This is a genomic window from Halorubrum sp. CGM5_25_10-8B (assembly GCF_005435095.1).
In the GTDB taxonomy this organism is placed as follows: Archaea; Halobacteriota; Halobacteria; order Halobacteriales; family Haloferacaceae; genus Halorubrum; species Halorubrum ezzemoulense.
Genome location: NZ_SGTY01000015.1, coordinates 12,614 through 25,105, shown reverse-complemented (window position 1 = coordinate 25,105; position 12,492 = coordinate 12,614). Strand labels below are relative to the sequence as shown.

Sequence of the window (12,492 nt, the reverse complement as noted above, 5' to 3'; positions counted from 1 at the left end):
CGTCGCGGACCCGCCGCCCTATCGGTTCGTCGGTTCGCGCGGCAGGTCGAGCGCCTCGGTCAGGTCGTGCTCCTCGCCGGTGATGAGGTAGAGCACGTCCTCCAAGATGACCGCGAGCTCGGGTAGCTCGCGCACCGCGAGGAAGGTGATCGCGATGAGCGCCACGACCGCCAGCAGCTGGCTCATGATCCGGTCGGAGATGAGGAACGACACCCGGTACGGGTCGGTCGCGCCGAACATCGTCATCACCAGGTCCGGGTACCAGTGCATGTACTGGTTGCCAGACACCACCGAAATGAACGTCGTCCGGAAGATGTTCAGGACGTAAATGAGCGGGATCGACACCGCGAGCGCGCGGAGCTTCCGCGCGAGCGGCGCCTCGACGGCGGCGACGAGGCCGCCGAAGATGGCCATACTCCCCAGCCCCGTACACGCCAGTACGATGTGGATGATGACGGTGTGGCCGTCGTCCAGCGTCCACGAGTACGCCGCCTCGTACCCCTCCCTGCTCGTCACCGCCTCCGGCGCGTACCCGAGCAGGTCGATGAGCGCACCTGTCTGCGTCGCCACGACCTCGATGAGGATCCGGCGGGGCTCCGGGACCGCGACCCCGCCGACGGTGAACGCCGGGATCGTCTCGAACGGGAGGTAGATGAAGAGCATGATCGCGATGGCCCGCGTGAGCGTGAAAAGCGACGCGCGCCCGTCGTAGAGGAGATACCCCGCGTACACGCTGGCGGGGAAGCCGACGAGCGCGAGGATCGACTCGACGTAGCTCTGGTGTTCGAACGCGAAGTACGGCACCGTCGACAGCCAGAAGAGCCCGAACAGCGCCCACGTCCCGGCCGCGAGCGCGCGACCGGCGGCCAGCCCGCGCTCGTCGAGCAGCCACGCCGTCGCGAAGAGGATCGCGACGATCCACGCGAACGTGAACGTGTCGGGAATCACGCTCAACACCGCCGGCGCGCCGTGGCCGAACATATCGCTACGGTCCGTCGTCGTCGAATAAAGCCCTTGTCGTTGCGTGCGATCCCGGCGTCAGACGGTCGGGTCGGCTCGCGCTTCCTCGTCCGCCGCCGCGCCGATCGGCCGGCCGGAGGCCTTACCGTTCCTCGCTGTCGAGGACGCGGATCTGGTCGCCGCGGACCGTCACCGGAATCGGGACGGTCGCCTCGTACAGCTCGACGGTCACCTGGTCTTTCCCCTCGTCGATCCGCTGGACGCGCGCCTTCTCGCCCTTGAACGGGCCGGCGATCAGCTCGACGATGTCGCCCTCGGCGATCCCCTCCACGTCCGGGGTCGGCGAGAGGAAGTGCTCGACCTCGGAGAAGGGGCTCTCGGCCGGGCCGTCGCCGCCCTGAATGACGCCGCGGGCGTGCGGGATCTCGTCGAGAATCCGGCCGAACGCGGCCCCGTCGGTCGCCTCGACCATCACGTAGCTCGTGAGCTGGTCGGGGGCGATGACGGCCTGGATCTCGGGCGTCTCCTTCTCGGCGAGCATGTCGGCGACGGTGCGTTCCTGGCTCGCCGTCGTCTTGACCGAGTAGATCGGCATTACGCGCCGACCCCCGGGAGGAGGCTCATGATCGCGAACATCAGGAAGCCGATGAACCCGATGAGCAGGATCCCGGCGCCGGCGATCTTCGACACCTGGAGGAACTCGTCGGTGCTCGGCGTGCTCGCCAGCTTCAGCACCCGAATGTAGCTGTTGAGGTCGTACGGAACGTCCATGTTACCAGCAAATTCGAGACGAGACGGTTTTTACCTTTTGATGCGGCTCGGGACGGGGCGACTACTCCACGTAGTCGATGTCCTCGACGTCGGCGGAAGCGGCGCCGCCCTCCGGCGGTTCGCCGTTGCTCCCGTAGATCTGCGGCGACTCGACGCCGGTGACGACGATCATGGTTCGCATCTCGCCTTCGAGCTCGTCGTCGACGGAGGTCCCCCAGATGATCCGGGCGTCGGGGTCGATCCGGTCGTATATCTCCTCGACGACGCCCTCCGCCTCCTCGATGGACATGTCGGTGCCGCCGGTGACGTTCACCAGCGCGGAGTTCGCGCCCGAGATGTCGACGTCGAGCAGCGGCGAGCGCAGCGCGGACTTCACCGAGTCTTGCGCCTTCGAGTCGGAGTCCGACTCGCCGAGGCCGATCATCGCGACGCCGCCCTTCTCCATGACCGTGCGAACGTCGGCGAAGTCGAGGTTGACGAGCCCGGGCATCGTGATGAGCTCCGTGATCCCCTTCACCGAGCGCATCAGCACCTCGTCGGACACCTTGAACGCCTGCCGGACGGGGAGCTTCCCGACCGCGTCGAGCAGGCGGTCGTTGGGGACGACGATGACCGTGTCGCTCACGTCGCGGAGGCGTTCGAGGCCGGCCTCGGCGTTCGTGCGTCGGACCTCGCCCTCGGCCGTGAACGGGGTCGTGACGATGGCGATGGTGAGCGCGCCAGACTCGCGGGCCGCCTTCGCGACCACCGGCGCCGAGCCGGTCCCGGTGCCGCCGCCGAGCCCGGCGGTGACGAACACCATGTCGGAGCCGTCGATGGCGTCTTGGATCTCCTCTTGGGACTCGATGGCGGCCTCCTCGCCCACCTGCGGGAGGGAGCCCGCGCCGCGCCCCTGCGTCTTCTGTTGGCCCATGAGGATCTTCGTGTCGGCCTCGATGTTGACGAGGTGCTGGACGTCTGTGTTGGCGGCGACCAGCTTCGCGCCGTGGATCCCCTCCTCAGTCATGCGGTTGACCGTGTTGCCGCCGGCGCCCCCGCAGCCGACGACCGTGATGTTCGTCTGGAGGTCTTGGAGGACGTCCTGCAGCTCGTCGTCGGTCATCGTCCCGGTCTGTGGCGGCGCGCCGGCGCTCCCTCCGGCGGCGCTCTCGCCGGCTCCCCCGGCGTCCTCTGCGGGGGCCTCTTCGGCTTCGTCGATGGCGTCCTCAACGATGGAGTCCATTATGTGGTGTCGTTGCGACCCGGACGTATTTATTTTTGCCCGATCGTCTGACGCAGGTCGGACGCCGAAATCTCCGGCGTTCGCGGCCGACCCGAGCGAGTACGGCTGACGCGGTCGATCCGCCGGCCGCACGGGCTTTTATAAATTATTTGAGGGCGTCGCCGTCGATCGGGAACCGCTCCGTCCGCGCTCGCGACACGTCGTCTGGTTCGACGGTCGCGCCGTCGACCTCGACCGCCTCCCCGTCGGCGAGCCGGCCGAACGCCGGCCCCTCCGGTACGCCTCGTTCGGCCGCCAGCGACGGGTCGAACGCGGTCTCGCGGGCGACCACCGCGTTCCGGTCGGCCGCCACCTCGACCGCGTCGTACCCGGCCTCCAACACCGCCGCCAACCCGTCCACGAGGTCCGCGTACCCCGGCGTCTCCGGAGTCGTCGCGAACGCGACCCGCCCCGCCGCGCGGGTGCCGCCTTGTTCCGTGTCGAACGCGACGGCGACGCGCTCGACCGCCTCCCGCGTCGCGGCGGCGTCGAGCCCCTGCGCCCGCGAGCATAGGTCCGCCGGAAGGTCGCGGACCCGGACCGCTGCCCCGTCGCCGCCGGTGCCGTCCGCCCGGTCGCCACCGGCGTCTTCCGCCTCGGTCCCCGCCGTTTCGGGGACTTCGTCGGCGACCGCGCCGAACCGCAACCCCTCGTCGACCGGTCCGATCGCCGCCTCCAGCCGCTCGACGAGCGGGATCGGAGCATCGCCGACCTCGCGGACCCACGTCTCGCTCACGACCCGGTGACCGAGGTCCTCGACCACCGCGGCGAGGTCGGGGCGGTCACCGTCGATCACGGCCCGGTCGGCGCGGCTCCGCTCGAAGGCGGCCTCGATAACGTCGCAGTTCGCCTCGGGCGCGCCGAGGTCGGCGAGCGCCCAGTCGGCGCCGACGTGCCCAACCGCCCACTCGGTCTCGCGGACGATACGGGTGAACCGCGGCGCGTAGTGGCCGCCGCCGAAGCCGACGACGTGACGGGGGCGCGGCGCGGTCGCGGCGTCGGCGACGCCCTCGCCGACTACGTCCGCGCCGGTCCCGCGCAGGTCGAGGACTGCCCGCGCGACCGCCGCGGCCGCCTCGGGGTCCTCCCACTGCGGCTCGTCGGAGCCGAGTTCGACGAACAGCGACGGCACGGAGACGCCCGTCGGCCCGTGGTGGGTACACTCGATGCCGACCTCGTACCCCTCCGGGGCATGTCGCGCGAGCGCCTCGACGGCGCGCTTCTCCGCGCCCGGCGCGGCCCGCGCCAGCGACTCGGGGTCGCCCCCGTACTTCGCCTCGCCGAAGTTCCCGGTGACGTGCGCGGTCAGGAGTTCGCCCGTCTCCCCCGAGTGTCTGGAGACGAACGCGAGGAACTCGGGGTCGCAGTCGAACGCGGCGGCCGGGTCCGACAGGCGGATGTGGAGGTCGTCGAACTCGCGGAGCTCGAACCCCGCCGCCCGGTAGTACGTTGCGCCCCCGTCGGCGTCGGGGCGCGACTCGTCCTCGCGCGCCTCCCAGTCGCCGACCTCGAGCAGCCGCTCGCCGATGTGCGCCGAGGCGCTGTCGGCCCGGCTGACGACGATCGCTATCACGACGCCGACTCGGTCGCCCGCGACGGAATAGCCGTCGGTTCTGCTCCGACTCCGCGGGGGCGCGTCGACCGGGGTCCGGCCGTCCGCGCTACGGGAGCAACAGATAGACGAACGCCCCGTATCCGACGGTGAGGACCGCGCCGTCGACGCGGGTGATCCGCTCGCTGTACGCCATGATGCCGACGATGACGGCCGTGAACGCGAGCAGCGCGGGGAACTCGAAGCCGCGAACGCCCGGGGCGACGCCGATGGGCGTCACGACGGCCACGATGCCGATGACGGCGAGGATGTTGTAGATGTTCGAGCCGACGACGTTGCCGACGCTGAACTCCGCCTCGCCGCGCACCGCGGCCACGACGCTGGCCGCCAGCTCCGGCAGCGACGTGCCGAGCGCCAGCACGGTGAGTCCGATGAAGATGTCCGAGAAGCCGGCGGCCGCCAGCAGCGACTCGCTGCCGTCGATCAGCCACCGCGAGCCGAGGACGAGCGCCGCGATCCCGGCGACGACCATCGCGATGTCGCGGGCCCTCGCGTCCGGCATCTCGTCCCGCTCGCTGTCGGTGATCGCCGACTGGTTCTCCCGGACGCGTCGCAGCACCGCGGCGGTGAACGCCACGAGCGTCCCGAGCAGCACGACGCCGTCGAGGAACCCGATCCGCCCGTCCCAACCGAGGCCGACCAACAGCAGCGCGGCCAGCACCATGAACGGGACGTCACGGCGAAACACCGTGTCGGAGACGTTGAGCGGGCGGATCAGCGCCGATACTCCCAACACGAGCCCGATGTTCGCGATGTTCGAGCCCACGATCGCGCCGAGTCCGATGTCCGTCGACACCGTGACGGCGCCGAGCAGGGAGACGAAAAGCTCCGGGGCCGTCGTCGCGAACGCCACGACGGTGACGCCGACCGTCGACGCCTTCAGCCCCACGGCGAGCGCGAGGTCCCTCGCCCCCGCGACGAGCAGTTCGGCGCCGGCGTACAGGAGGGCGACGCCGACGGCGATCAACAGCAGTTCGAGGAGTGGCGACCCGGGCAGCACGGCTCCCGGTTCGCAACGGCGTTTCAAAAGGGTCGTGATCCGCGACCGCCCGAGGTGGCGGCCGTTACCGTTTCGCTATGAGGCGGGTCTCGGCCACCCCTTCGATCGGTTCAGGCGTGTCCCGCCCGGAACTCGCCGTGTTTCACGCCGATCGCGAACGCGAGCCCGCCGAAGACGAGCATCGACGGGACGACCATCATCAGGGTCGTCTGGAGGGGCATCATCTCCGCGCCGATGAGGCCGCCGGCGCCGACCGCGACGATCAGTACGAGGATCGCTGCCGCGCGTGGAAGGTCGAATTCCATGGTTTCGGTACGTCGCGAGCGATGCTAAACGTTCGGTCTCCGCGACGGGATCACGCCTCGATGATCTCGTCGTCCTCGCCGCCGGGGATCCGGATCTCACCGTCGAGCGCGACCGTCGCCCGACCGCCGACGCGGACGCCGTCCGCCTCTACTCGCACGCGCACGCGGCCCGGTCGGTCGAGGAAGTGGCCCTGCTCGAAGCGGAGCTCGTCCGGCTCGTCCCCGTCGAAGGCGTCGACGTGACGGAGGTATCCGCCGACCGCTCCGCTCGCGGTGCCCGTGACCGGGTCTTCGGAGATCCCCAGTGAGGGCACGAACGCCCGACCGTGGGCCGTCGAGTCGGCGTCGAGCGCGTCGAAGGAGAACGCGTACACGCCCGCGACGTCGAACTCCTCGGAGAGGCGCTCGACGGCCGCGTCGTCCGGGTCGGCCTCGCCGAGCCGCTCCAAGAAGTTCACTGGGACGACAAGGAACGGGAGGCCCGTGGACGCGACCGCGGCGGGGAGGTCCGCGCCGACGTCGCGGAGCGCGGCGGGGTCGACGCCGAGCGCGGCCGCGACCCGGTCGAGATCGACGTCGACGACCTCGACGCTCGGCGCCTGCTGTCGCATCCACACGGTGCCGTCGTCGTCGACCGCGACGCTGAGGTCGCCGACGTTCGTGCGGAGCGTGCGCTCGCCGCCGTCGATCGCTCCCTCGGCGAACAGGGCGCCGTAGATCGCGATCGTGGCGTGCCCGCAGAGGTCGACCTCCGTGGTCGGCGAGAAGTACCGGAGCCGGTCGTCGGCCGCGCCGTCGGCCCCGGTCAGGAAGGCCGTCTCCGAGGCGCCGAGCTCGGCGGCGACGGCGGCCAGCTGTTCGTCGCTCAGCCCCTCTGCGTCGGGGACGACGCCGGCGGCGTTCCCGGCCAGCGGCTCCGCGGCGAACGCGTCGACGAGCAGCGCGCGTCGGGTCTCCATGTCGAACCCCTCCGAGGTCGCGAACAAAAAGCCTCCCGAGGCGCTCCGAGGCGGACGGGGCCCTTCCCGAGCGGAGCGGCGACGCCAGTGCGCGGTCGTCGCGGGTCCAGGGTCGTCGCGGGTCCGGGGCCGTCGCGGACGCCCCGGTCGTTACCGACATGACGAACTCGACCCAACAAGCGCTTCGACTCCGAGGCCCGTCGGACCGCACTCCCCGGAGCGTCCGATGTCAATCCTTTTGCCCTCGACCGCAGATGAGTGTGTATGGGCCTCTTCGACCGGCTGCGAGGGAGCGACACGCCGCGCGTGGCGTTCATCGGGATCGACGGCCTCTCGTACCGGCTCGTCGCCGACAACCCGGAGACGTTCCCGACGCTGTCGGCGATCGCGGACGACGGTGAGGGGGGACAGATCGACAGCATCGTCCCGGCGGAGTCGAGCGCCTGCTGGCCGAGCCTCACGACGGGGACGAACCCCGGCGAGACCGGCGTGTACGGCTTTCAGGACCGAGAAGTCGGCTCCTACGACACGTACGTGCCGATGGGACGCGACGTGCAGCGCCCCCGGGTCTGGGACCGCGCGACCGACGCGGGACTCGACGCGACCGTCATGAACGTCCCCGTCACGTTCCCGCCGCAGCGGACCGTCCAGCGGATGGTCTCAGGCTACCTCTCCCCCGACCTCGACGCGGCCGCGCATCCCGACGAGTTCCGCGAGTACCTTGCCGACAGCGACTACCGCCTGTCCGTCAACGCGAAACTCGGACACAAGGCGGACAAGACCGCGTTCCTAGACCACGCCCGCGAGACACTCGACGCCCGCGCCGAGGCCTTCGAGCGGTACGTCGAGCGCGACGACTGGGACCTCTTCGTCGGCGTCTTCACCGCCCCCGACCGGGTCAACCACTTCCTGTGGGGCGACTACGAGGACGGCGGCCAGTACCGCGAGGACCTGCTCTCGTTCCACGCCGCCATGGACGAACACGTCGGCTCGATCCGCGAGGCGCTCCCCAGCGACGTCACGCTCGTTGTCGGCTCGACGCACGGGTTCAGGCGCCTGCGGTACGACGTGTACTGTAACGAGTGGCTCGAACGCGAGGGGTGGATCTCCTACGCGGACGACGACCCCGACTCGCTGGCCGACGTCGACGACGACGCCCGCGCGTACTCGCTCGTCCCCGGCCGCTTCTACCTCAACGTGGAGGGCCGCGAGCCGAACGGCGTCGTCCCCGAAGGCGAGTACGAGGCGACGCGCGCGGAGCTACGCGAGGCGCTGGAGTCGTGGACCGGGCCCGACGGGAATCCCGTCGCAGACCGCGTCGTCGACCGCGAGACGGTGTTCCGCGGCGACCATGCCGCCATCGCTCCCGACCTCGTCGTCCTCCCGAACGACGGGTTCGACCTCAAGTCCGGGTTCCGTCCCCACGACGGCGTCTTCGACCCCGACGGACCGCGGACGGGAATGCACGCCTTCGACGACGCCGCGCTGTTCGTCGACCACCCTGACGCGACGGTCGACGACGCTGACCTCCTCGACGTCGCCCCCACCCTCCTCCGACTGCTCGACATCGACTACGGCCGCACGGACTTCGACGGTGCCAGCCTCGTCTGAACGGCCCCGACGCCTTCCGCAGTCTCGTCTGAACGGCCCCGACGCCTTCCGCGACGGCCGCACGCCGTGGCCGACCGAATTGAAGTGACTCCACCCCCACCGACGGGTATGGAACGCACCCCCGACGGGACGCCCGTCGGCGTCGACGACCCCTACGCGGTCGCCGGCGTCTGCGACCACCTCACCGACGACGGCCGGTGCCGCTTCGCGCTGACCCGGGCGGGCGACGATCCCGAGTTCGCGGCCGCCCGACGCGCCGACAGCTACGACTGCCACGTCGGTGCCGACGGCGAGTGGCGCGCGTGCCCCCACTATCGGTCGACGACCGACGCGAAGACGTGTGTCCGGTGCGGGCTCGAAAACGTGCGCCTGGCTCACGACGACTCCCGCCCGCTCGTCGAGGAACACCACCTCTCGTACGGCGGCGACGACTCCCACGAGATCACGGTCGGCCTGTGCCGCTGGTGTCACGCGAAAGTCCACGAGTCGATCGCCCGCATCGACGACGACGCGAGCCCGGATCCAGAAGCGATCGCCGAACGCGAGCGGCGGCGAGAACGAGAGCGCTCGGCGTCGGCGTTCGAAACGGCCAGCGAGACGTACGATTTCGACGAGTGAGGAAGCCGCACGGCCGTAGAAACGGGGCTCCCACCTCGACCGCCCGTCCGAGACACCAGTCAGGCGTCTTCGGCCGGTCGGATCAGATTCGCCAGCGCGACGAGCAGTCCGAGGAACCACCCGAGCGGAACTGAGATGCCGATCCACATCAGGACGTATCCCAGTCCCGGTAGCCCCCACTGCTCGCCGAAGGTCTCCAAGTCGAACGCGCCGCGGAGCGTCTCGTTGATCCCGCCCACCGAGAGGAACGTGTCGAGGATCCACCGCGCGAGCTCGTAGCTCGGCGGGAGGATCAGCTCCTCTAACGTCGGCGTGACGAGCGCCGCGACAACCGGCGGTAAGAACAGCGCCGTCATCGCGAACGGGTACGCGAGCAACACGCTGACGAACCGCCCGCCGAGCTTCGAGAAGCCGGCGGCGAAGGCGGCCGAGACGACGGCGACCGCGCTGGCGGCACCGACCGCGATCACGGCGTCAAAGGGTAATTGAAGGTGCGTGATTACCGTGAGCGTCCCCCAGACGACGGCGGCGACGACGACCGCGCCGGCGACGCCGATCCGGGTGACCGCCGAGTCGAGCTTCGCCGCGTAGTAGCGCGTGGCGAACCCGACGAGCAGCAGTGGGTACGCGACCGCGACGAGCGGCGCACCTAGCACGGCCCAGAGGTAGTAGCCGACCGACTGCACGGCCGTCTCGGGCTTCCACTTCCCCAGGACCGCGCTCGGGTCGAGCTGTCGCGGGAAGACGACTTCCATCCACGTCTCGTGGAGGCGGACCACGTCCAAGAAGAGCGCTTCCACCAGCCCGGTTTGTCCTCGGCGTTCCATTTGCCTCACGTCGCGCGCGGCCCGACGTGAACTTTGTGCCTTCGGCTGCGGGGTTCTCGCGACCGATACCCGCGCCGATAGGCTTAAAGAACTGCGTAGACCTACCCGAACGCATGAAACGACGTGGGCTGCTCGCGGCGCTCGCAGCGTCGACTTCGGTCGCAATCGCCGGGTGCGCCGGCGAGGACGGGAGCTACGAGTTCGACGCCGAACCGGCGCGCATCCCGGAGAGCGCGTACGCCGAGGGGTTCTCCGGTGAGGATCCGGAGTCGTTCACCATCGATCAGGAGTTCAACGCCGCGGGCGTGAACGCGGACGTGTCCGCGACGACGTGGATCGCCCGCTACACCAACCAGACGGTGGGATCAGCGCTGTTCGTGGCGAGTACCCCCAACGCTTCGATCGGCGGGCAGTCGGTCAATCCGCTCGTCCGGGCCGACGACGCGGAGCTCATCCGGCGGCTCCTCAGTCAGGTCGACCAGCAAGGGATCGGCGGCAACGGCACCGACATCCAAGCCGACGACATCGAGAAGCGCGGTGAGGAGACTCGGACGATCCTCGACGAGGAAACCTCCGTCTCGATCCTCGAAACCACCGTCAGCGCGGAGGTCAGTGGCGACGGCGGTCAGAGCGGCTCTGTCGAAGACATTCCCGTCCTCGTCTACATCGGCACCGTCCAGCACGACGACGACGTGATCGCGCTGGTGGGCGTCCATCCCGTCGAGATCGACCAGTCTGACCAACTCCTCTCGATGATGGAAGCGGTCGAGCACTGACCGCTTCTAACGACCGCTTCGCCTTCCCACCCACGTTCCACCCGTTTTCGAAACTCATCTCCGCACTCGTGGCGCCGCAGTCATGCGATTATTTTCTCGAGCGGAAGCTTTCACCTCCGTAAGTCATTTATAAACGATCGGCCGGAGTGAGAGATCCCGCGGGTACAAGACGCGCCTCGCGGTCGCCGGGTCGACTGTCGACCTCGGCCGTTCCGAGAGCTATCGCTTGGCATCCGCGGCCCGTTCGCCATGATCCGAACGCGATCGCTTCGATGGGTGTCGGTCGGAATTGTTGCCTGTCTGGTAATTGTTACTGTTGCGCTACTGCTCGGCGCAAATACCGTTACAGCCCAAAATTCTGATCAGGGCGTCTATTTAAATAAATCTGGCAGTCCAGACAGTCTTCGGGTAGGCAAATCCAGTCAAAACATTAGTAATATAAGCATTATATTAAATCAAGCAGACAGTGTTCAAAGTATCAAATTGTTTGTGAACCTGACTAGCGTTAAATCAAAAGGTGTTCGCACCTCTTCTGCTTCAATATCAATTAATAGCATTCAAAATGGATCTGTAACTAACACTTCCTACCTGAATTCTGACAATAAGTCATTTTTAACAGCAACTATTCGTCCCAATAAAACGGCTCACTCAATACAAATTGACTCTGCTCAAATATCTGGAATCGTCACAAATAACGCAAGTAAATCAGAGAAGCTAACATATAGTGTCGGTTTCACTAATAGTTCTACACATTCTTCTAGAGAAATACGAAACGTGTCAAATACAAGTCCGTTCAAAATCATTGACGGTACTATTAACGTCCCAGATCAGGCGACTGGCTCACCACAGTTACATCGAAATACACCCACAACAATTGGAATAACAGTTGACAATCTTAGTGGGAATACAAATTCTACATTATTCATCACACGTGACGATGAGAATGAAGTGATTGGACAACGAGGTGTCTCTATAAATACTTTCAATCAGAAAGAATCGATTTCTGTGGATACAGCACACCCTGGAGGTGATGTCAAGGCTTTTCTTGTTGCTAACTCCACTCTTGGTGATTCTGATTATAGCACTTTAGAACAATTACCCCCCAATATGACCTCTTCGGCATTGTCCACTGATAGTGGGCGCATTGTTACCGCAGATGTATATTTCCATAATCGATCATATAGCAGTCCACAGAGAAATAAAATTGTAGTTTCTTTCGCCAGAGTTTCTGATACAATTAATGAAAAGACCCCATTCTTTGTATCACTTCATCCAGTCAATTCAACTGGATATATTCTAAAAGATAATATAATAGCTAATTCGAAAGTCCTGACAGGATGGAATGACAATGTATCTCTCTATTTCAACACTACAACTTACAAGCGTGGTATTTTCCGCAGTAATCGTTATGCTGTTGCTATTCAACTAGCACGTGACTATAGCGGTGGTGACTGGATTTCTCCGAGGGATTCCGAGCTGCTTCGTAACTCTGATCTTAATGAGCAGTTTGTTTCCGACGGTGTTGCAGATGGCGGTGTTATTTCAATAACCACTGTCAGTACAAACGTCTCCTGCTCAGAAGGTATCCACATTAAACGTAACGAGTCGCTAAATAAACCAGTATATTCTGGCCAACCCATTTGTTATAGAAGTCCTTCAGACCCAAAAAGTGTCGAATTACACAAAATTAGTAAGGACAACACAACCCGTGTCGTTTCAGTAGGCACGCGGGAGAATAATTCATCCTACATTCAGTATAACACTTCACTGCTATCTTCAGGTACATATTATA

12 protein-coding genes are annotated in these 12,492 nt (G+C 66.0%); 3 read left to right on the top strand and 9 right to left on the bottom strand.

Annotated elements, in window-relative coordinates; translation table 11 throughout:
- Positions 1–18: 18 nt before the first annotated feature.
- The 8 genes from artA to EXE51_RS13545 form a co-directional block, all read right to left on the bottom strand.
- Positions 19–981 carry an archaeosortase A gene (gene artA / locus EXE51_RS13580; protein WP_049931130.1) on the bottom strand — a complete coding sequence of 321 codons (963 nt, stop codon included), beginning with the start codon at positions 979–981 and terminating at the stop codon, positions 19–21.
- A 121-nt stretch (positions 982–1,102) separates the two neighbouring features.
- A complete protein-coding gene (locus EXE51_RS13575; RefSeq protein WP_049931127.1) occupies positions 1,103–1,555 on the bottom strand; it encodes a transcription elongation factor Spt5 in 453 nt (150 codons plus the stop codon).
- The gene (locus tag EXE51_RS13570; RefSeq protein WP_006628863.1) at positions 1,555–1,731 is read right to left on the bottom strand and encodes a protein translocase SEC61 complex subunit gamma; all 177 of its coding nucleotides are present in this window, start codon (positions 1,729–1,731) and stop codon (positions 1,555–1,557) included. Before EXE51_RS13570 ends, EXE51_RS13575 begins: the two co-directional genes overlap by 1 nt.
- 61 nt (positions 1,732–1,792) lie before the next feature.
- Positions 1,793–2,953 carry a cell division protein FtsZ gene (ftsZ, locus tag EXE51_RS13565; RefSeq protein ID WP_004598343.1) on the bottom strand — a complete coding sequence of 387 codons (1,161 nt, stop codon included), beginning with the start codon at positions 2,951–2,953 and terminating at the stop codon, positions 1,793–1,795.
- A gap of 145 nt (positions 2,954–3,098) precedes the next feature.
- A complete protein-coding gene (locus EXE51_RS13560) occupies positions 3,099–4,565 on the bottom strand; it encodes a D-aminoacyl-tRNA deacylase (RefSeq protein ID WP_137692848.1) in 1,467 nt (488 codons plus the stop codon).
- Between the two features lie 88 nt (positions 4,566–4,653).
- Positions 4,654–5,604: a calcium/sodium antiporter gene (locus EXE51_RS13555; RefSeq protein WP_086216104.1), complete on the bottom strand. Its 951-nt coding sequence runs from the start codon at positions 5,602–5,604 to the stop codon at positions 4,654–4,656.
- A 110-nt stretch (positions 5,605–5,714) separates the two neighbouring features.
- Complete coding sequence (locus EXE51_RS13550) at positions 5,715–5,909, bottom strand: hypothetical protein (RefSeq protein ID WP_049931121.1); 195 nt, start codon at positions 5,907–5,909, stop codon at positions 5,715–5,717.
- Positions 5,910–5,959: 50 nt separating this feature from the next.
- Positions 5,960–6,868: a PhzF family phenazine biosynthesis protein gene (locus EXE51_RS13545; RefSeq protein WP_086220495.1), complete on the bottom strand. Its 909-nt coding sequence runs from the start codon at positions 6,866–6,868 to the stop codon at positions 5,960–5,962.
- 264 nt (positions 6,869–7,132) lie between these two features.
- Here EXE51_RS13545 and EXE51_RS13540 point away from each other — a divergent pair, with 264 nt between their 5' ends.
- Positions 7,133–8,479: an alkaline phosphatase family protein gene (locus EXE51_RS13540; RefSeq protein ID WP_086216102.1), complete on the top strand. Its 1,347-nt coding sequence runs from the start codon at positions 7,133–7,135 to the stop codon at positions 8,477–8,479.
- A gap of 108 nt (positions 8,480–8,587) precedes the next feature.
- On the top strand, positions 8,588–9,097 hold the full coding sequence (locus EXE51_RS13535) for a hypothetical protein (RefSeq protein WP_094495085.1): 510 nt from the start codon (positions 8,588–8,590) through the stop codon (positions 9,095–9,097).
- 59 nt (positions 9,098–9,156) lie between these two features.
- Here the strand turns inward: EXE51_RS13535 and EXE51_RS13530 are convergent, their stop codons facing one another.
- Positions 9,157–9,897, bottom strand: a complete 741-nt coding sequence (locus tag EXE51_RS13530; protein WP_049931344.1) for a hypothetical protein — start codon at positions 9,895–9,897, stop codon at positions 9,157–9,159.
- A 140-nt stretch (positions 9,898–10,037) separates the two neighbouring features.
- Here EXE51_RS13530 and EXE51_RS13525 point away from each other — a divergent pair, with 140 nt between their 5' ends.
- Positions 10,038–10,700 carry a DUF6517 family protein gene (locus EXE51_RS13525; protein ID WP_049931114.1) on the top strand — a complete coding sequence of 221 codons (663 nt, stop codon included), beginning with the start codon at positions 10,038–10,040 and terminating at the stop codon, positions 10,698–10,700.
- The last annotated feature ends 1,792 nt before the right edge of the window (positions 10,701–12,492 follow it).

What these genes read in the sequence shown, in the direction of transcription:
- artA (WP_049931130.1), bottom strand. Translation starts at nt 981, where the DNA reads ATGTTCGGCCACGGCGCGCCGGCGGTGTTGAGCGTGATTCCCGACACG.
- EXE51_RS13575 (WP_049931127.1), bottom strand. Translation starts at nt 1,555, where the DNA reads ATGCCGATCTACTCGGTCAAGACGACGGCGAGCCAGGAACGCACCGTC.
- EXE51_RS13570 (WP_006628863.1), bottom strand. Translation starts at nt 1,731, where the DNA reads ATGGACGTTCCGTACGACCTCAACAGCTACATTCGGGTGCTGAAGCTG.
- ftsZ (WP_004598343.1), bottom strand. Translation starts at nt 2,953, where the DNA reads ATGGACTCCATCGTTGAGGACGCCATCGACGAAGCCGAAGAGGCCCCC.
- EXE51_RS13550 (WP_049931121.1), bottom strand. Translation starts at nt 5,909, where the DNA reads ATGGAATTCGACCTTCCACGCGCGGCAGCGATCCTCGTACTGATCGTC.
- EXE51_RS13545 (WP_086220495.1), bottom strand. Translation starts at nt 6,868, where the DNA reads ATGGAGACCCGACGCGCGCTGCTCGTCGACGCGTTCGCCGCGGAGCCG.
- EXE51_RS13540 (WP_086216102.1), top strand. Translation starts at nt 7,133, where the DNA reads ATGGGCCTCTTCGACCGGCTGCGAGGGAGCGACACGCCGCGCGTGGCG.
- EXE51_RS13535 (WP_094495085.1), top strand. Translation starts at nt 8,588, where the DNA reads ATGGAACGCACCCCCGACGGGACGCCCGTCGGCGTCGACGACCCCTAC.
- EXE51_RS13525 (WP_049931114.1), top strand. Translation starts at nt 10,038, where the DNA reads ATGAAACGACGTGGGCTGCTCGCGGCGCTCGCAGCGTCGACTTCGGTC.